The sequence below is a fragment of the Agrobacterium sp. H141 genome (assembly GCF_057158725.1).
The window spans coordinates 2914740-2933726 of sequence record NZ_CM169893.1 but is presented as its reverse complement, the minus strand read 5'-3'; the positions used below and the strand labels follow the sequence as shown (position 1 = coordinate 2933726).

The window sequence follows — 18987 nt, the reverse complement described above, 5'->3', positions numbered from 1 at the left end:
CGTTTTGGCCAGCTTTAAACCTGATCGTCGCTCTCATCAATATGGGGAGGTCGGCCAGTTTGCCGCACGGACTGTCACTTCGTCTTGGTGTTTGGTGGGCGGGCGAGCTTGGCAAAGAAGGCGGAAGTGCGCAAAAGCGAGCGGAAGCGCATGCGCCTTTCTTCCACCGGAACGCCTTCGCGAACGCGCATTCTAAGAAGTGTGTAGGCCATGAAGCCGGCCAGCACGACGACCGTGTAGACAAACAGTGCCTGCGGCCCGAAGTGATCGATCATGATGGAGGCGAACAGAGGGCCGATGACGGCGCCCGCCGACCAGTAGAACAAGGTGGCCGCCGAGATCAGCGCGTGTTGTCCGGGGGCTGCATGGTCATTGGCATGGGCCGAACAGAGCGAATAGAGCGGCATGGCAAAGGCGCCAAAGGCGAAGATGCCCACATAGTTCAGCCAGATGTTGGACCCGGCGACAAAGGCCAGAAACAGACTGGCCACCAGCGAACCGAATGTGGCCGCCAGAATGATCAGGCGCCGGTCGAGCTTGTCGGAATAGTGGCCGAGCGGATATTGCAGCACCACGCCGGCAAAGATGCCGACGCTCATGAAGGTGGCAATCGAGGCGACCGACATGCCGATGCCATCGGCATAGATCGGCCCCAGCGAACGAAAGCTGGAATTGGTAAGCCCGACCACCACGCAGCCAATAGTGGCCAGCGGCGACACCCGCCACAGGATGCCCAGATTGAAATTCACCTGCTCCGGTGCCTCAGGGCTGGAACGGTCGGTGAGCGAAATCGGCACCAGCGACAGGGTCAAGGCGATGGTAATGATCGCAAACAGCTGGAACCCGTCGATGCCGACCGCCGGGATCACGAATTGAGCCAATGTGACCGCGCCAAGATCGACGAAACGATAGACAGACAGCGTGCGGGCACGGGTTCCGTTATCCACCTTGGCATTGAGCCAGCTTTCCACCGTGGCAAACAATCCGGCAAAGCATATGCCCTGCACCAGACGCATGGAAAACCAAGCCGCAGGCGTGATGAAGAGCAGCATCATGATCGAGCCGGACGCTGCAATTGCAGCCAGAGCCGAAAAGGCCCGGATATGCCCGATAGAGCGGATTACCCGGGTCACATAGATGCAGCCAATGGCAAAGCCGATATTGTAGCCGGTGCCGATGACGCCGATTATCGAGGGTGAAAAGCCCTCCTGAAGCGCACGCAGGGAGATGAAGGTACCCTGAAGCCCGTTGCCACCGATCAGAATGCCGGCAGTCAGAAGAAGGGGAATGAGTGATCGAAGCGGTGACATGGCATGCTTTGCAGATGTTCAGCGCCCGCGGCGCACGGTCACCGTCTATAACCGGAATCGGTACCGGTTGTCTCGCCGGAATGTCATCATCTCCCGGGCCGATGTCATATCGTCGATCCGGTTCAAAGGAAGGGCCGCCCCATGATCGCCTGAACGAAGGTGCCGACGACGACGGCGATGCTGAACACGCTGCCGGCAAGCAATCCGGGGATCAGCAGGCGCGGCGCAATGGCGCCAAGCAATACGCCGAGGATCGGCAGGGCCTGCATGATATGGGTGGCAAAGAAATGCGCCACCCTGAGATCGCCGCCGCTGCGCGACCAGCCGAACAGAAAGAGCCCGTCAGCATCGCTGTGCACCCCGCCGACCCAATGGCCCGGACCGCCGATGCGGCCGCTGCCAAGCGCAAAGGCCGTGACGAGCGTCAGGATGCTGCCAAGCACCAGACCCCAGCCGCCGCCAAGCTGCAATCCGCGCGGCGCATCCGCTGCCGGCCGCATCAGCAGGTAGAGGCCGATCGCAAGGCTGGACAGCACCAGCAAGGCGGCCCCGATGCCCATTAGTCCATAGGCCAGGGCCTCGATCGGGGTTTCTGAATTGAAATGCGAGGCACGGCCCCGCGCGGCTTGAAGCGTGATGTAGAGGATCTCGCCGCTTGCAGTCATTGCGGCCACCAGGCAGGCAATCCAGACGCCCCAGCCGTTTTTCGCCGCGCTCTCGATGAGGGGAAGCAGGATGGCAAGCGTGCCCAGCATCATGATCAGCGAGGCCTGAAACTTCAGCGGTTTGCTCCAGACGCTGACGCCGTTCAGCAATCTGTCGTCCACCACCACGGCGGCAAGGCTCGGCAACATCAACGCCAGCTGAATGCCGATGGCTGCAATCAGGAGGTTGTGCGCGCTGGAAACGTCGCAGCGGAAGGCCCAGGCTTGGCCCGGCACGGGCGCAGTGGTCAGGCTCATGGCTCAGGCCTTTCTCTGTGTGAGCGCCCTATCGGTGGCGCGGGTGATAACGAAGATCAAAAGACCCAGGGGGCCGAACAGGAAGGTTGCAAGAAGGATCGGTGCCTGCAGGACGCGGTTGATGCCGAGCTTGTCGGCTTCCAGCGCGATCCAGGTTCCGATGAAGAGATCGAAGGCCAGATAGTGTATCCAGCCGGCCACCAGCACCGCGTCGTTGGAAAACAGTGCACGAACTTCGGCAATCGATCCAAAGCCTCCACCATCGATGCGGAAGAAGTGCGTGAATATGAGCGCGGCATAGGTGACGGCGAGAAGGCCGACCGCGCCATAACGCAGGAAAGCGATCAGCGCGGGCCAGCGTGGCAGCACCACAAGCGCCACCCAGCCATACAGGGCGAGCATGCTCGCCGCGGAAAACACCGTATCGAAGGACATCGAAACCTCATCTTGACAGTGACAAGATAACCTTAGCGCAAAACTTGTCAGTGTCAAGATTGCCTTTTGACAGCATTCCCCGCTCCAGACTATGAAGGGGCATGGCACGTCAAAAAGCATATCATCACGGCGATCTGAGAAAGGCACTGGTCGAGACCGGCCGGACCATGCTGGAGGAAGTGGGACTGGAAGGCATGTCCCTGCGCAAGATCGCAGCCCGCGTCGGCGTGTCCCATGCCGCCCCGGAGCATCATTTCCCCACCTTGCGGCACCTGTTGAATGCCTTGGCGAGCGAAGGCTTCATCCTGTTTCGAACATCCATGCTCGATGCGATGCAAAGCAGTGACGACAATGCTGCCGATCAGTTGCGCGGGGCATGCAAGGGCTATCTGGATTTCGCCGTCTCGCATCCCAATCTGTTCCGGCTGATGTTCAACAAGAACAGTCTCGACTGGGATGATCCCAAACTGGGCGAGGCTGCAGAGCCTTCCCGTCAGTTGCTGGCCGATATCTGCAAGCCGGCTGCCGCGCGGATGGGCTTGGATACACCGCAAGGGCGGCTGTCGGTCGAACATCTGGTCTGGTCGCAGATCCATGGATATGCCCATCTGGTGATCGACCAGAAAATCGAGGCCGATGCCGAAGTCTCCGGCACCACGCTTGCCCCGCCCTTCGATCTGGCGGGACTGCTGCTGCCCGCTGACGGGAAGGGCTGAAAGCCCGGCTAAAACGGGGGGCAGGGGGATCGGATTGGGGCGCGAGCCTTGACAAATCCGGCGTGCCATGCGCTTGTCCGCGCGATTTAAAACGCCCGAGAATCCGCCGTTGCGGATGACACCCAAGAATATGCAGGATCAAACCATGCACCCTTATCGCAGCCACACCTGCGCCGCCCTTCGTAAATCCGATGTCGGTTCCACCGTCCGCCTGTCTGGCTGGGTTCATCGCGTCCGCGACCATGGCGGTGTATTGTTCATCGACCTTCGCGACCATTATGGCGTAACCCAGGTGGTGGCCGACCCCGACAGCCCGGCCTTCAAGCTGGCCGAAACCGTTCGCGGCGAATGGGTCATCCGCATCGACGGCCTGGTCAAGGCCCGCTCCGACGACACCGTCAACAAGAACATGCCGACAGGCGAGATCGAGCTTTACGCGCAGGAAATCGAAGTCCTGTCGTCTGCCAAGGAATTGCCGCTGCCGGTCTTCGGCGAGCCGGACTATCCGGAAGACGTCCGTCTGAAATACCGCTTCCTCGATCTGCGCCGCGAAACGCTGCACAAGAACATTGTCAAGCGCACCCAGATCATCTCGTCCATGCGTTCGGGCATGGCCGCTGCCGGCTTCCCGGAATATTCCACGCCGATCCTGACGGCGTCTTCGCCGGAAGGCGCGCGCGACTTCCTCGTGCCAAGCCGCGTCCATCCGGGCAAGTTCTTCGCGCTGCCGCAGGCACCGCAGCAATACAAGCAGCTGTTGATGGTGGCCGGTTTCGACCGCTACTTCCAGATCGCACCCTGCTTCCGCGATGAAGACCCGCGCGCCGACCGTCTGCCGGGCGAATTCTACCAGCTCGACGTCGAAATGAGCTTCGTCACCCAGGAAGATGTCTGGAACACGATGGAGCCGATGATGACGTCGGTCTTCGAACAATTCGCCGAAGGAAAGCCGGTCACCAAGGTCTGGCCGCGTATCCCTTACGACGAAGCGATCCGCAAATACGGGACCGACAAGCCGGATCTGCGCAACCCGATCGTCATGGAAGGCGTCACCGACCATTTTGCCGGTTCCGGCTTCAAGGTCTTCGCCGGCATGATCGAGAAGAACCCCAAGGTCGAAATCTGGGCGATCCCGGCCAAGACCGGTGGCTCCAGAGCCTTCTGCGACCGCATGAACGCCTGGGCCCAGCAACAGGGCCAGCCGGGTCTCGGCTATATCTTCTGGAAGGAAGAGGATGGCAACACGGTCGGCTCCGGCCCGCTTGCCAAGAATATCGGTGAAGAGCGCACCGCAGCCATTGCAGCCCAGCTCGGCCTTGAAGCGGGCGATGCCTGCTTCTTTGTCGCCGGTGAGCCATCCAAGTTCTACAAGTTTGCAGGCGAAGCCCGCACCCGCGCCGGCGAGGAACTCAACCTCGTCGACCGCGACCGCTTCGAATTCTGCTGGATCATCGACTTCCCCTTCTACGAGTGGAACGAAGACGAAAAGAAGGTCGACTTCTCGCACAACCCCTTCTCCATGCCGCAGGGTGGCATGGATGCGCTCAACAACGAAGATCCGCTCACCATCAAGGCCTATCAGTATGATGCGGTCTGCAACGGCTTCGAAATTGCCTCCGGCTCCATCCGTAACCAGTCGCCCGAGACCATGGTCAAGGCCTTCGAACTGGTCGGTCTGAGCCAGGCGGATGTCGAAGAGCGCTTCGGCGGCATGTATCGCGCCTTCCAGTATGGTGCGCCTCCGCATGGCGGCTGCGCCTTCGGTATCGACCGTGTGATCATGCTTCTGGTCGGCGCCAAGAACCTGCGCGAAATCACGCTCTTCCCGATGAACCAGCAGGCCCAGGACCTCCTGATGGGGGCGCCTTCGCCGGCCCAGCCCGCGCAGCTGCGCGAACTGGAACTGCGCGTTGTGCCGCAGCAGAAGAAGGACTGACGCGGGTCAGGGACCGAAGATTTAGGAGAGCCCCGGAAGCGATGGTTTCCGGGGCTTTTTTGTTGGTCGAGTCTACAACCCCGGCCACATACCGCCATCCAGCCGCAAATTCATGCCCGTGATGTAGCTGGCGCGGGGACTGGCTAGGAAGGCGATGGCGTCGGCGATTTCTTCGAGTGTGCCGACCCTGTTCATCGGTACCTGCGCGAACATCGGCAGCACCTTGGTTTCGATTTCCGACCACGGTCCATCACGATCCATGCCCAGATTGCCGGCGGTGGTGCGAAATGCGGTGTCCAAGCTCTCGCTATGGATCGTGCCGGGCGACACCGTGTTGACGGTGATGCCGTCTTCGGCCGCTGCCTTTGCGAGCGAGGAACTCATGGCGAGCATGGCAGCCTTGGCGGCCGAATAATCCGGACGCTTGAAGGGCGGCATCATGGCGGCCATGCTGGAGATGTTGATGATCCGTCCCCATTTTGCGGCGCGCATGGCGGGCAGCACGCTCGTCGTCACACGCAGCGCGGCAAGCACATTGCGATCATAGCCGGAAGCCCAGCTGTCTGGTCGGGTGGTCGACCAGTCTTCGGTCTTGCCCGAGCCGCCGGCGTTGTTCACCAGGATCTCGACAGGGGTTTGAAAGGCCTGCGCTCGATTGACGAGACGTTCCACATCGTCATCGATGGTAAGGTCGCCGGTCACGGCATAGGCACGTCCGCCCTGTGCCCGGATGTCCTGCGCCACCGCTTCGGTTTTCGCCTCGTCGCGGCCGTGCACGATGACGACCGCACCTTCCTTGGCGAGGCCGCGGGCAATGCCTTCGCCGATCCCCTTGCTGCTGCCGGTGACAAGCGCCACGCGTCCCTCGAGTTTCAAGTCCATGATGTCGCTCCTATGTTATGGATAGGCCCCGAGGGAAGGACATGATGATGGATGAGGCAATTACGCACTTTAAAGTGCCTGTCGAAAGTGATGTCGAGCGCACGTCGCAGCACCCTCGCGCCTGCCTTGGGCCTGACGGTTCGGTTGCCCATGTCGGGCGTGTGTTTCGAATGCTGGGCGGACGATGGAAGCTGCCGATCCTGTTCCGTCTCTTTGCCGCACCCTCGTTGCGCAGCTCGCAATTGCTGCGCGACATGCCGGGGCTGTCGCAGAAGGTGCTGACCGATCAGCTGCGCGCGCTGGAAAAGGACGGGCTCGTCGAACGCCGGGATTTCAACGAGCAGCCACCACGGGTCGAGTATGCGGTGACGCGGGCAGGGCAAGACCTGATGCCTGTGCTGCTCGCGGTCCGTGAGTTTTCACGCGATCATCCCGCTGCGTGACGAGGCATTCGTGCGTATCACCCCTTCGGCAAGGCATTATCCAAAAAGAACCACTGCCCCAGATTGGCCCTGACCACCGGCTCGATGGCATCGTTGAGGCGTTGGATATCATCGAGCAACCGCGCCCGCGGCTTGTCTTCCGGCTCCAAGGTGATCGGTTCGAGAAACTGGCAGATGAAGCGGAAGCCGTCGGTGCGCAGGTTGTACCAGGGCTGGATGGTGGCGCCGGTCATGCGGGCGAGGCGGACGGCGACGGCGAGATTGCCTTCCAGATGCGGTTTGCGGCCGAACAGCGGTCCGCGAATCTTGTTCTGGAAACCCTCGTCGCAGAACATCGAGATCACGCCACCCTCCTTCAGCACCTTCACGGCAGGGCGAGTGCCCTGCGCCCCGGGCGGCAGGAAATTGAGGCCGCCCTTGCGCCGCACGCGCTCGGAAATCCACGCCTTGGCGCGGCCGGGCGGCGGCGTGTAATTGGCATAGGGGCGAAGGCCGATATCGCGCAGCACCGAGGGGCCGATCTCCCAATTGCCCAGATGCATGCCGACGATGATGACGGGACCTTTTGCAAGCGATTCCATCAGATAGTGCCGGTCGCGGATGTCGATGCGCTGGCGATGTTTCGCCAGCCGGTTGACCACGGAAAATTCCGTCATCAGCCGTCCCTGCGTCTCGAAATTGGTCTTCAGCAGTTTTTCCTGCGCGTCTTTCGACAGATACGGGCAGAGTTTGGCGATGGTGGCGCGGGTGCGCTTTTCCGCGGACGGATGGAAGCGCGGAATGGCAAAACCGCCGAGCCATGCGCCGAAATTCGAACAGCTATCCATCGGCATGAGCTTCATGCCGTAATGGCCGGCAAAATGCATGCCGTTCCAGAAATTGTCGTGGATCCAGTAGCGGATGAAACGCTTGCGCCTGTCGCCGCCGGCCATGAGATCGGACAGGGCAGGGGCCACCTGCTCTTCATAGCGCCAGGCCTTGCGCTTGGATGCCTCGACCGTCTTCTTGTCTCCTCCCGAAACCATGACGTCCTCAGCGTTTGTGCAGCGTGACGGGAAGGCCGTCCTTCGGCCTCAGCGTCAGGCGGCAATGCGGTTCCACCTTGTGCCCCTCGCGCACCCGAACACGATAACGCTGCGCAAGAATGGCAAGGCACAGGATCGATTCGGTCAGCCCGAATTGCAGACCGGCGCAGACACGCGGGCCAGCCGCAAAGGGGATGTAGCTATAGGGAACCGGCCGATTGTCGCCCATGAAGCGCTCCGGCATGAAATGATGCGGTTTTGGAAAGAGGCTCGCCGTGCGATGCAGGATCCACGGCACGATCAGAACCAGCGAGGCCGGTTTGACCTCGAGGTCTCCGATCCTGTCGGCTTCGGCAGCCTGGCGCGCCAGGATCGGCACGGGCGGATAGAGCCGCAGTGTTTCCTCGATGATGGCGCGGCACCATTCCAGCTGCGGCACGTCATCGACGGTTGGCGTGCGATCGCCGCAGACGCGCTCGATCTCCTCATGCAGCCTGGCTTCGACCCAGGTCGCCTTGGAGAGCAGATACCACGCCCATGTCAGCGTGGCGGCTGTCGTTTCGTGGCCGGCCATGAAGATCGTGGCCGCTTCGTTGCGCAAGGCCACAACATCGAGCTTCAGTTCCGGGTTCTTCTGCTGGCGGCGCACCAGAAGCTCGATCATGGAATTATGGTCGCCATGACCGGCCAGATGATCCTCGACCACCTTGTCGATGATCTTGTGGATGCGCTTGACCGAACGCCTGAGCGTTGGTGTTCGCAAGACCGGAAGCCCTTCGTCGAATCCGAGGAAATAGCCGAGATTGATCGAATCGATCAGCGACTGATAGCTGCTGAAACTGTCGGTGACGGCATCGGCGCTCTCCTTGCCGAGATCATTGCCGAACACGCTGCGGGCAATGATTTCGGCTGTCAGTCCGGCCATCTCGTGCAGAACATTGACCGCGGCACCGTCGCCAAGCGAATCCCAGCGCTCAATCAGTTCCAGCGTCGTCTGCTGCATCACCGGACCGAAGGCCGGCACCCGGTTCTTGTGCACGATATCGGCAACCAGCGAGCGCCGCTGCTTCCAGGTGTGGCCGTCGGAAATGAACAGCCCGTCGCCGAGCAGATATTCAAGCGCACGCCGCATTTGCGGGCTCTTGCGCTCGAAATTCTGATGACGCTTGGCCACCACATAGCGGATGGCTTCCGGCGAATTCACGGTGACGACCTGTCTGCCGAGAATGCGGTTCTCGCGAACATGCTCGGTATAGTCTTTCTTGCGCCAGACCGAGAGAAAGTCGGTGCGCGCCTGCAAGATCAGTTTGAGCGGTTTGCCGGTCTCGCCCTTGTAAAAGTCGGCATGTGCAGGCTCGAAAGACTGCCCCTTCAAGTTCTCTTTGATCGCGACAGGCCGATTGAGCCAGGACAGCATGAATTACCCGCTTTTGAACCTTCAACTGCAACGGGTTTAGCGACCCGTCGGCGGGCGTCAACCCGGAAGGGGCAAATTAGACTGCCGCAGTCTCAGCGAATGAGGCAATTCGCAAGCCGGGGACGGCAAGGATGCGCAACCGTGTCGCGCATCCCGCCTTGATGATCGCAGACCTGACAGGCTTTGCCGTTTACTGGTTTGCCTTGACGCTGACGCCCAGCACCTGTGGCAATGTTTCCGGCGCGCCCATGCCGGCCCCCATGATCATCGGGAAGGGAACGGGGCTTTCCGGTGCGGCGGTGATCACAAGGTTCTTGGGATCGTCAACATAGGTGTTGATCGCTGCGGACAGTTCATTCTGCAAGGCGCCGAGTTTCCATTGTGCCAGCAGTATGGGTGCCATGGCCTTGACCATCTGCGCGATCTGCGTGCCGCTCGTGCCCTGCTGCTCGCCGGCATAATCCAGCCCGCGCTTGGTAATGCCGTCGTCAGCGAAACTGATCTTCGCATTGACGAAGGACATCTGCTGCATCAGGCCGAGCATTGCCAGTCCGCTTGCCTGCTGCGCCTGCGGATTTTTCGGATCGGACTGCATGGTGCGTGCCGTTTCCTGCAACTGCTTCACCAGATCGAGCGTATAGCCCGACAGCGTGAAGCCCAGGTCGAGTTTGCCGATATTGGCAAAATCGAGCGCATATTCGTCGACTTTGATGGTGCCGGTGGGCAGTTCCCATGAACCCTTCACCGAGATGTCGCCATCGAGCGTCACGATACCGAGCTTGCTCAGCGCGTCGCGGGCCTTCGGATCCTTGACGATGCTCAGATCACCCTTGATGCCGGTCATCCCGCCGTTAAAGGACATGGACTGCTCATCATCGGCGACATCGAGCGTGCCCTGGGCTTCTTCCATGGAAAAAACCGTCTTGCCGTCGACAGTCACAGTGGCCGGACCGGCATGGGCTTCTTCGTAAAGCGCCAGGGCATTGATATCGCCAGAATTCGGATCGCCCGGAACGTGGACGCCGGAAAGATAAAGGTCGGACACCTTGATGGTGGCCTTGTCTTCTTTCCTGTTGATCTCGGGAAAGGTCACGGTATCGATGCTGTAACCGCCATCGTCGTCTTCCGTGACACCCTCGAGCGTCAGTTCGTCGAGCTTGATGCCCTTGTCATCCACGCCCTTGGGCGAGAAGGTCACGCCTGTGAGCGTCACGTCGTCTCCCGAAACGTCGATGGATTGTGCCTTGATTTGACCGCCAGCGGCATAGGCTGCGTTGATCTTGGCCAGAAGATCCTGCCCGTCGAGTGCCCAGGCAGGGGCGGCAAATGATGCAAATGCGGCGCTGGCCATCAGCAAGCGGGCTCTCGTCAGGTGGGTCATGATCTCTCCTCGGTTTCGCTCGCACTGCGTCGCGCGTTCACTGTCTTGCCTGTATATGAGCGTTTGAATGACTTTCAAAGTCTTCGCGTGATTCATGCTCGTGCAACGCGAATACGGTCAGACCGAGGCATGGAGGTGGATAATCCACAGTACACTGCCCGCATTTCCTTGCCGTCGGGCGGCTTCTCGGCTAGGCAGGCTCTATGGGAAAAGAGCTTCTGCCACCCGGTGACGGTGGCGACAACATTCAGCCGGTCGACCTGAAGGCGGCGCTCGAAGAGCGCTACCTCGCCTATGCGCTTTCCACCATCATGCACCGGGCCTTGCCCGATGTGCGCGATGGCCTGAAGCCGGTTCACCGCCGTATCATTCATGCCATGAGCGAGATGGGGGTCCGTCCCAATACCGCGCACAAGAAATGCGCGCGTATCGTCGGCGACGTGATCGGTAAGTTCCACCCGCATGGCGACCAGTCCGTCTATGACGCGCTGGTGCGTCTGGCCCAGGATTTCTCGCAACGTTATCCGGTGGTCGACGGGCAGGGCAACTTCGGCAACATCGACGGCGATAGCGCCGCTGCCTATCGTTACACCGAAGCGCGCATGACCGATGTCGCAGCCTTGCTGCTCGACGGTATCGATCAGGACGCGGTCGACTTCCGCCTGACCTATAACGAGGAAGACGAGGAACCGGTCGTTTTGCCGGGCGCCTTCCCGAACCTGCTGGCCAATGGCTCATCCGGCATCGCAGTCGGCATGGCGACCTCCATTCCGCCGCACAATGTCCACGAGATCTGCGATTCCGCGCTTTATCTCATCAAAAATCCGCAAGCCACGGTCGAAGACCTGTTCTTCGATCCTTCCAATCCACAAAAGGGCGGCATCGAAGGCCCTGACTTCCCGACCGGCGGCGTGATCGTCGAAGGCCGCGACAGCATGCTGGAGACCTATCGCACCGGTCGCGGCGGCTTCCGTGTGCGCGCCAAGTGGGAACTGGAAGATCTGGGCCGCGGCGGCTACCAGATCGTCATCACCGAAATTCCCTATCAGGTGCAGAAGTCGCGTCTGATCGAAAAGATTGCCGAACTGCTGATCGCCCGCAGACTGCCGTTGCTGGAAGACATTCGCGACGAATCGGCGGAAGACGTGCGCGTCGTTCTGGTGCCGAAGAGCCGTACGGTCGATGCCACGCTGTTGATGGAATCCATGTTCAAGCTCACCGAGCTTGAAACGCGTATCTCGCTCAACATGAACGTGCTGTCGCAGGGCAAGGTGCCAAAGGTGATGGCGCTGAACGAGGTATTGTCGGAATGGCTCGGTCACCGTCGCGACGTTCTGGTTCGCCGCTCACGCTTCCGTCTGGCGGCGATCGACCGCCGTCTGGAAATTCTGGGCGGCCTGCTGATCGCATACCTCAATCTCGATGAGGTCATCCGCATCATCCGCGAGGAAGATGAAGCCAAGCAGGCCTTGATCGAACGGTTTACGCTGACCGATCTTCAGGCCGAGTCGATCCTCAACATGCGCCTCAGAAATTTGCGCAAGCTCGAGGAATTCGAGATCCGCAAGGAGCACGAGGCACTGTCGGCCGAAAAGGCCGAAATCGAGACGCTGCTCGCCTCCAGCGACAAGCAGTGGCAGACGATCGCCTGGCAGATTGGCGAACTGAAAAAGAAATACGCAAAGGCAACCGATCTCGGCCGCCGCCGGTCGCAATTTGCAATGGCGCCCGAGGCCGATCTCGAAGCCATCCAGCAGGCCATGATCGAAAAGGAGCCGATCACGGTCGTTGTCTCCGACAAGGGCTGGATCCGCGCGCTGAAGGGCCATATTTCCGACACCTCGACGCTCACCTTCAAGGAGGGCGATGTGCTGAAGGTAGCCTTCCCGGCCCAGACCACCGACAAGATCCTGTTGGTGACCACGGGTGGCAAGGTCTACACGCTCGGCGCGGACAAGCTGCCGGGCGGTCGCGGCCATGGCGAACCGATCCGCATCATGGTCGATATGGAAAACGAGCAGGATGTGCTGACGGCCTTCGTCCACGATCCGTCGCGCAAGCTTTTGCTGTCGTCGACGGCCGGCAATGGTTTCATCATTGCCGAAACGGACATGATCGCCAATACCCGCAAGGGCAAGCAGGTCATGAATGTGGGGATGCCGGACGAGACCAAGTTGGTTGTACCGGTCACGGGCGATCATGTTGCGGTCGTCGGCCAGAACCGCAAGATGCTGGTCTTCCCGCTCGACCAGATCCCGGAAATGACCCGAGGCAAGGGCGTACGCCTTCAGCGCTACAAGGATGGCGGCATCAACGACGTCAAATTTTTCGGCATGGATGAAGGCCTGACCTGGGTAGACAGCGCCGGGCGGACATTCAGCAAGAACCGCGAAGAACTGATCGAGTGGCTCGGCGATCGCGCATCCGCGGGCCGCATCGTGCCCAAGGGGTTCCCGCGCTCGGGCAAGTTCTCCGGCTGACGATCAGCCCACCTGGACGGTGCGATCGGCCAGAAAGCCTGACCGTTTGTTCCCGCCCGAAAACGGCTGATTGACGGCGATGACGTAGAGATAGGCTGCCGCCAGAGCTTTGACATCCGTCTCGACGTAAGCCGCTTTATTCAGTGGTCGAGCGCGGGCTGCCTCCAGCGCATGATCATCTGTCAAGCCGGCAAGGCCACCGCGCTCTTCAAGTTGCTCAGCGTGCATGGTCTCCACGGCTTTGCGCGAAAGCCGCCGTGGGGTGAGCATTTGGCAGGGCCTTGCTTTCGGCCAAGAGGACGGCAACCCGAAAACTAACTGTCCGCTTTGACGTCGCCACTGTCATGGCTGCTGCCAGTCGCAGGTGCAGGCTGGAGCGGGTCGTCGGACAGAAGGGCAGGCTTCGTGCCGCGCCCTTGCCAGAGCGAATGGCCAGCCAAGGCCGCGATGATCAGAGCGCCGCCAACCAGCGTCGTCGTGCTGGGCGCATCCTTGAAAATGAGCCACAGCCAGACAGGCGCCAGCACAGTTTCAAGAAGGTAGAACATGCCCACTTCTGCGCCGCTCAGATAACGGGGACCGACGGCCAGGCACCAATAGGCGATCGGCATGACAATCAACCCGTCCAGCAGGATCCATTCCGGGCTGCTGACCGCATAGCCGCCTTGCGTGACGAAAAACAGCCCGACCACGCCGGGGAAGATGGCGGCGATCAAAGGTGCAAGGCCAAGCGGTTTGGTTGCCATCCGACCAGCGGTAATCGCGCAGGCAAGCGCAAGTGCGGCTGCGGCGGCAAGAAGATCACCGAACAGATGCCCGCCCGTCAGCCCGCCACCGACAATCAGCAGAACTCCGAACACCATGATGGCCATGGCAATGACGGTTGAGACGCTGGGGCGTTCCTTGAAGACGAGCCAGGCCAACAGGGCACAGAATGTCGGATTGAAGGCGATAATGAAGACCGCATTGGCGGCACTGGTGTGATAGATCGCGGCCAGAAAACCGAGCATGGCAAGGCCAAAGAAAAAGCCATAAAGCACAGCAGCACGTCCCGGCATCAAGGCTGGACGGTAGGAGGTAAACAGTCTGGCAATCCCCCAGACGACAATGGCCACCGCAAAGGTCGCAAAACTGCGAAGCGCAATCATCGACCAGAACTCGGCCTGACCGAGCTTCACCAAAGGCACGTCGAACGACAAAGCCAATGCGCCGAAGGCGACAATCAGCCGCCCGTTCACTTGCTCTTTGTTCATTCAGCGCCGTCTGTGGATGTCGAAGCGGAGTTTTCCCAGCCATTGGGCATCAGGTGTTCCTGCGGCTGGAAGCGTGTCTTGTAGTCCATCTTCTTAGAGCCACTGACCCAGTAGCCGAGATAGACATGCGGCAGCCCAAGCGTATTGGCCCGCTTGATGTGATCAAGAACCATATAGGTTCCGAGAGAGCGTTTGGTGAGTTCCGGATTGAAGAAGGAATAAACCATCGACAGCCCGTCGATCATGGTATCGCTCAGGGCCACCGCAACGAGTTCGCCCTTGTCATTATCCGGCGCGTCATCGCCGGGTCTCACGCGATATTCTATGATGCGCGTTTGCACATGGGTGTCTTCCACCATGATTGCATAATCCAGCGCCGACATATCCGACATGCCGCCGGTCTGATGACGATGATCGAGATAGCGGCGGAAGAGCGAAAACTGTTCCGTGGAGGGTTGCGCCGGATAGACGGTTGCTCTCAGGTCGCTATTGGCTGCAAGCACGCGTCGGAAGGTTTTCGTTGGCTGGAACTGCTTGGCGAGGATGCGCACAGACACGCAGGCCCGGCAGCTTTCGCAGGCCGGGCGATAGGCAATATTCTGGGACCGACGGAAGCCGCCTTGCGTCAGCAGATCATTCATCTCTCCGGCACGCGGACCAATCAGATGCGTGAACACCTTCCGTTCCATCTGATCTGGCAGATACGGACAAGGCGCTGGCGCCGTAAGATAGAACTGCGGAGAAAGCGTCGTTTGGGTGTTCATCTTGCTCCAGCGATTAGCAGGCTCGGGCTATAAATTATAATACCATGGCGCAAGTATGGAAAACGTCAACCATATGATCGCAACCAGCGGTACGCCGCCCTTGACGAAATCCGAAAATTTATAGTGTCCGGGGCCCATGACCAGCAGGTTGGTCTGGTAACCGATGGGTGTCGCAAACGAGCAATTTGCCGCATAGACCACGGCTGCTGCAAAGGCCTCCGGCGGCGCACCGGCGCGGCGGGCGACATCGATGGCGATGGGCATGAACAATGCGGCGACCGCATTGTTGGACAGGATATTGGTCAAGACGGCCATCACCAGAAAGAGCACCGACAGAAGTGCCGCGGTTGGTGCGCCATCCATCATTGCCACGGTTTCCCGGGCGATCAGGGCTGCACCACCGGTTGCTTCCAGTGCCGTCGCCATGGCAATCGAGGCACCAATCAGCAGGAATATCTGCTTATCGAACGCGCGGTTGGCCTGATTGAGCGTCAGGCAGCCAGTGGCAATCATCAAGGCTGCGCCAGCAATGGCGTTGACCACAATGGGGGAAATATCGAAAGCGGACAAAAGAACGATGGCCGCAAAAATACCCGCTGCCATGATCGCCTTGCGCCTCTGAGGCACGGATTCTGTCGAATGCTCCAGAAGCAGGATGTCGTGGTTACCGCGCATCGACTCGATGGCTTCTAGCCGACCGCCGATCAAAAGCGTGTCACCGGCCTCCAGTCTTATTTCCGACAATCCGGCGCGCGCCATGCGGCTTTTTCTCTGGACGCCGAACACCGCGACATCGAATTGCGCCTGCAGGCCGGAGAGCTGGATCGTGCGACCTTCGTAGCGCGAACCGGGGGCGATTATGGCCTCAACCAGATGAAAATGCGCGTCCGGCGGCGTCAGATCGGCTGCATCCAGCGAATCAATATCGGGCGATTCGGAGTCGGCACCCTTTTCGCCCTTGGCGATGGCCTCCATGAAGGACTTGCGTGTGCCGGTGACGATCAGTCGGTCGCCGGGAGCCAGTGTGATTTCGTCGAAAGGCGGCAGAATGGGAATGTCGCGGCGGATCAGAAGACGCGGGGTCAGGTTGCGGATGTCCGGAAAGAAACCGGCCTTGGCCGTCATGCCCTCGTAGCGGTGACCACGGGTGACAGCGATCTCACCAAGAAACTGGCTGCCATTCGCCGAGGCTTCGCGGGAAATCGGTGTCACGCGGTCCTTCAACAGGCGCGGCAGAAGAAACAAGACATAGAGCGTGCCCGTGCCCGCAAGGATGACGCCCATGCCGGTCAGGTCAAAAAAGTCGATTGTCACACCGGATTTGGCCGCAACGCCGGCTGCAATCATATTGGTCGAGGAGCCGATCAGCGTCGTCATGCCACCCAGAATGGCGATAAACGAAAGCGGCATATAGACCCGGTAGGCCGGCACGCGGTGCTGGGCCGCGATCACCGTCAGAATGGGGATAAAGATCACCACGACCGGAGTGTTGTTCAAAAACGCGCTGATGGCACCGGTCACACACAGGATAATGGCGACCGCAAGTTTTGGACCGCTCGCGCCAAGCTTGCCGAAAGCGCGGGCCGGCAGTTCCAGCGCATCGGTGGCAAACAGTCCCTGACCGACGATCAGCAGGGCAACGACCGTGGCGAGCGCCGGATTGCCGAAGCCGGCAAGCAGTTCGCCAGGTCCCAGCTGCGCGCCATTGGGGCTCTGATAGGGCAGCATGCCGAACAGGATCAGGAGGGCCGCGATCACGCCGATGGATACGCCTTCGACGGAAAAGCGATCACTGGCAAAGGCGACAATCGCCGCAATGATAATCAGGAAGGTCGCAACAAGATGAAATTCCGACATGCAGCGTTCCGGTGGCAATGCGCAAAACAAGGTGAGTATCACCACTACCTATATGCCGTTGCGCCGGCGGGAAATAGCGGCAGCGACCAAATCAATGGCTTAGGGCGAAATATTGTTGCGCCAAAACTGCCATTGGCGCGAACGACCGGCAATCATTGATCCCCAAATTGATCGACTAGGATATCTTGCATACAAGGGATGCATCTGGTAGCCGTCGAGATGCGAAGGCTTGAAACTAAAAATGGTCGCGCAAAGGGGAGGGAAATGGGCAAGCTCGCACAGGAAGGCGAAAAGTCAGATCGATCCGCGGCTACGTCGTCGCGCGCTTCCGCATTGGCACTGTCGAAGGGCGCGCTCTATGCCGATTTGAAGGATCGTATTCTCAAGCTTGAGCTGGCACCCGGTGAGCCGATCTCCGAAATCGCCGTTGCAGACCACTACAAGGTGAGCCGCACGCCGGTGCGCGAGGCCATACAGCGATTGCTGTCGGATAAGCTGGTCGACGTGCGCGCCAAATCCGGCACCTATGTTGCGCGCATACCCTTGAACCTCTTGCCGCAAGCCATTGTGGTGAGGAAGGCGCTGGAAGGGGTCACCACGCGTCTTGCAGCGCAAGTTGCGACCCAGAGCCAGATCCTGGAATTGAAGTCGCGCCTTGTGCGCATGCGGGAGATCTTGCCGACGGGGGAGCGCGAGCAGTTTCACCTCGCAGACGAGGCCTTTCATTCGACAATCGCCCGCATGGCCGGCTATCCGGGCATCTGGACGATGGTTGAACATGCAAAGATGCATGTCGATCGCTATCGGCGCGTGACGCTGCCGCAGGAAGGTCGCATGCTGGGTGTTATCGAGGAGCATGAGGCGGTGCTTGAGGCAATCGAGCGCCATGATCCGGACCGGGCGGTGGAGGCCATGGACCGGCATATCGAAGCTCTTGAAATAGCTGTCGATGAAATTCGTCGGTTGAATCCGTCCTATTTCGTCGACGAGGAGGATCTTTTGCGCTGAGGCGAACCTTGGCGGAAAGCTACCGTACCACAGGGAGTTGGTGCGTGATTTGGCGGAGGAAACGGCCGAACCGTCCGGCCTTTTATTTGGGAGGAAGACATGAAAATTACCCGCAGAAACGCGATGGTCGCGACCGCTGCCCTTGCCATGACCAGCGCGCTTGCACTGCCGGCAAAGGCTGCCATGGAACTGAAATGGGCGCACGTCTACGAGACGGGCGAACCCTATCACCAGCAGGCGCTCTGGGCTGCCGAAGAAATCAAGAAGCGTACCAACGGAGAGATCAGCATCTCGGTCTTCCCGGCATCTCAGCTTGGCAATGAAAACCAGATCAACGAAGGCCTGACACTCGGCACTGTCGACATCATCTATACCGGCGTTGCCTTTGCCGGCTCGATCTTCAAGCCCATCTCGATCAGCAACGCGCCCTTTATCCTCCGTGACTTCGATCACTGGAAGGCTTACCGCGATTCTCCGCTCTTCGGCGAAATGGCCGATGGCTACAACCAGGCCTCCGGCAATCATGTGGTTGCGCTTACCTATTACGGTCAGCGGAACCTGACGGCAAACAAGGAAATCAAGACACCGGCCGACATGAAGGGCATGAAGCTGCGTGTGCCGCCAGCACCGCTATATCTGATGTTCACCAAGGCAGTCGGCGCAAATGCCACCCCGATCGCCTTCGCCGAAGTCTATCTGGCGCTGCAGCAGGGCACCGTTGACGGCCAGGAAAATCCTCTGCCGACCATCAAGGCCAAGAAGTTCTACGAAGTTCAAAGCCACATCATGCTCAGCGAGCATATCACCGAGTCTCTGTTGACGATTGTCGGTCCTCATATCTGGTCGCAACTGAGCGACGACCAGAAGAAGATCTTCGAGGATGTGCTGCGCGAGGCAGCCTCGAACTCCACGGAAACGATCCGCAAGGCAGAAGGTGAGCTTGCGGCCTGGTTTACGGAGCAGGGCACAACCGTCGTTGAAGTCGATCGTGGTCCCTTCATCGAAGCTGCCAAGCCACTCCACAACGATCCGGAATCGGGCGCTGGCTGGACACAAGAGCAATACGACGCGCTGCAGGCGCTCTGATCGTCTGTGAAAATGCACCGCCCGGCACACAG

At 60.0% G+C, this 18987-nt stretch carries 17 protein-coding genes; 6 read left to right on the top strand and 11 right to left on the bottom strand.

The features are described from left to right. Positions 1-74 precede the first annotated feature (74 nt). From ACWPM9_RS13595 to ACWPM9_RS13585, 3 genes are all read right to left on the bottom strand, one after another. Positions 75-1310, bottom strand: coding sequence for an MFS transporter (locus ACWPM9_RS13595; RefSeq protein WP_428185139.1), 1236 nt, complete (start codon positions 1308-1310; stop codon positions 75-77). Positions 1311-1432: 122 nt separating this feature from the next. Next, entirely contained in the window at positions 1433-2272 is an 840-nt protein-coding gene (locus tag ACWPM9_RS13590; protein WP_428185138.1) for a hypothetical protein, read from the bottom strand. 3 nt (positions 2273-2275) lie between these two features. Further along, positions 2276-2707, bottom strand: coding sequence for an ABA4-like family protein (locus ACWPM9_RS13585; RefSeq protein WP_428185137.1), 432 nt, complete (start codon positions 2705-2707; stop codon positions 2276-2278). 101 nt (positions 2708-2808) lie between these two features. Here ACWPM9_RS13585 and ACWPM9_RS13580 point away from each other — a divergent pair, with 101 nt between their 5' ends. After that, a complete protein-coding gene (locus ACWPM9_RS13580) occupies positions 2809-3423 on the top strand; it encodes a TetR/AcrR family transcriptional regulator (protein WP_484755458.1) in 615 nt (204 codons plus the stop codon). 145 nt (positions 3424-3568) lie between these two features. Further along, entirely contained in the window at positions 3569-5359 is a 1791-nt protein-coding gene (gene aspS, locus ACWPM9_RS13575) for an aspartate--tRNA ligase (RefSeq protein WP_484755457.1), read from the top strand. A gap of 72 nt (positions 5360-5431) precedes the next feature. Here aspS and ACWPM9_RS13570 read toward each other — a convergent pair whose 3' ends face one another. Continuing rightward, a complete protein-coding gene (locus ACWPM9_RS13570; protein ID WP_484755456.1) occupies positions 5432-6241 on the bottom strand; it encodes an SDR family NAD(P)-dependent oxidoreductase in 810 nt (269 codons plus the stop codon). Between the two features lie 47 nt (positions 6242-6288). On the opposite strand from ACWPM9_RS13570, the gene ACWPM9_RS13565 reads away from it, so the two are divergent. Then, complete coding sequence (locus ACWPM9_RS13565) at positions 6289-6684, top strand: winged helix-turn-helix transcriptional regulator (RefSeq protein WP_484755455.1); 396 nt, start codon at positions 6289-6291, stop codon at positions 6682-6684. Between the two features lie 17 nt (positions 6685-6701). Here the strand turns inward: ACWPM9_RS13565 and ACWPM9_RS13560 are convergent, their stop codons facing one another. The 3 genes from ACWPM9_RS13560 to ACWPM9_RS13550 all read right to left on the bottom strand — a co-directional run bounded on the left by ACWPM9_RS13560 (position 6702) and on the right by ACWPM9_RS13550 (position 10507). After that, the gene (locus ACWPM9_RS13560) at positions 6702-7709 is read right to left on the bottom strand and encodes a lysophospholipid acyltransferase family protein (RefSeq protein ID WP_484755454.1); all 1008 of its coding nucleotides are present in this window, start codon (positions 7707-7709) and stop codon (positions 6702-6704) included. A gap of 7 nt (positions 7710-7716) precedes the next feature. Beyond that, on the bottom strand, positions 7717-9126 hold the full coding sequence (locus tag ACWPM9_RS13555) for a cytochrome P450 (RefSeq protein ID WP_428185132.1): 1410 nt from the start codon (positions 9124-9126) through the stop codon (positions 7717-7719). A gap of 190 nt (positions 9127-9316) precedes the next feature. Continuing rightward, a complete protein-coding gene (locus ACWPM9_RS13550; protein ID WP_484755453.1) occupies positions 9317-10507 on the bottom strand; it encodes a hypothetical protein in 1191 nt (396 codons plus the stop codon). Between the two features lie 203 nt (positions 10508-10710). On the opposite strand from ACWPM9_RS13550, the gene parC reads away from it, so the two are divergent. Then, complete coding sequence (parC, locus tag ACWPM9_RS13545; RefSeq protein ID WP_428185130.1) at positions 10711-12987, top strand: DNA topoisomerase IV subunit A; 2277 nt, start codon at positions 10711-10713, stop codon at positions 12985-12987. A gap of 3 nt (positions 12988-12990) precedes the next feature. Here the strand turns inward: parC and ACWPM9_RS13540 are convergent, their stop codons facing one another. The 4 genes from ACWPM9_RS13540 to ACWPM9_RS13525 are packed head-to-tail and all read right to left on the bottom strand — an operon-like array spanning position 12991 to position 16861. Further along, positions 12991-13257 carry a type II toxin-antitoxin system death-on-curing family toxin gene (locus tag ACWPM9_RS13540; RefSeq protein ID WP_484755452.1) on the bottom strand — a complete coding sequence of 89 codons (267 nt, stop codon included), beginning with the start codon at positions 13255-13257 and terminating at the stop codon, positions 12991-12993. 44 nt (positions 13258-13301) lie between these two features. After that, a complete protein-coding gene (locus ACWPM9_RS13535) occupies positions 13302-14240 on the bottom strand; it encodes a DMT family transporter (RefSeq protein ID WP_484755451.1) in 939 nt (312 codons plus the stop codon). Then, a complete protein-coding gene (locus ACWPM9_RS13530) occupies positions 14237-15004 on the bottom strand; it encodes an arginyltransferase (protein WP_428185128.1) in 768 nt (255 codons plus the stop codon). Before ACWPM9_RS13530 ends, ACWPM9_RS13535 begins: the two co-directional genes overlap by 4 nt. Positions 15005-15031: 27 nt before the next feature. Continuing rightward, positions 15032-16861, bottom strand: coding sequence for an SLC13 family permease (locus ACWPM9_RS13525; protein WP_484755450.1), 1830 nt, complete (start codon positions 16859-16861; stop codon positions 15032-15034). Between the two features lie 264 nt (positions 16862-17125). Here ACWPM9_RS13525 and ACWPM9_RS13520 point away from each other — a divergent pair, with 264 nt between their 5' ends. Together ACWPM9_RS13520 and ACWPM9_RS13515 are read left to right on the top strand one after the other, a co-directional pair. Continuing rightward, positions 17126-17869, top strand: a complete 744-nt coding sequence (locus ACWPM9_RS13520; RefSeq protein WP_428185126.1) for a GntR family transcriptional regulator — start codon at positions 17126-17128, stop codon at positions 17867-17869. Positions 17870-17968: 99 nt separating this feature from the next. Continuing rightward, on the top strand, positions 17969-18955 hold the full coding sequence (locus ACWPM9_RS13515) for a sialic acid TRAP transporter substrate-binding protein SiaP (RefSeq protein WP_428185125.1): 987 nt from the start codon (positions 17969-17971) through the stop codon (positions 18953-18955). Positions 18956-18987: the final 32 nt, after the last annotated feature.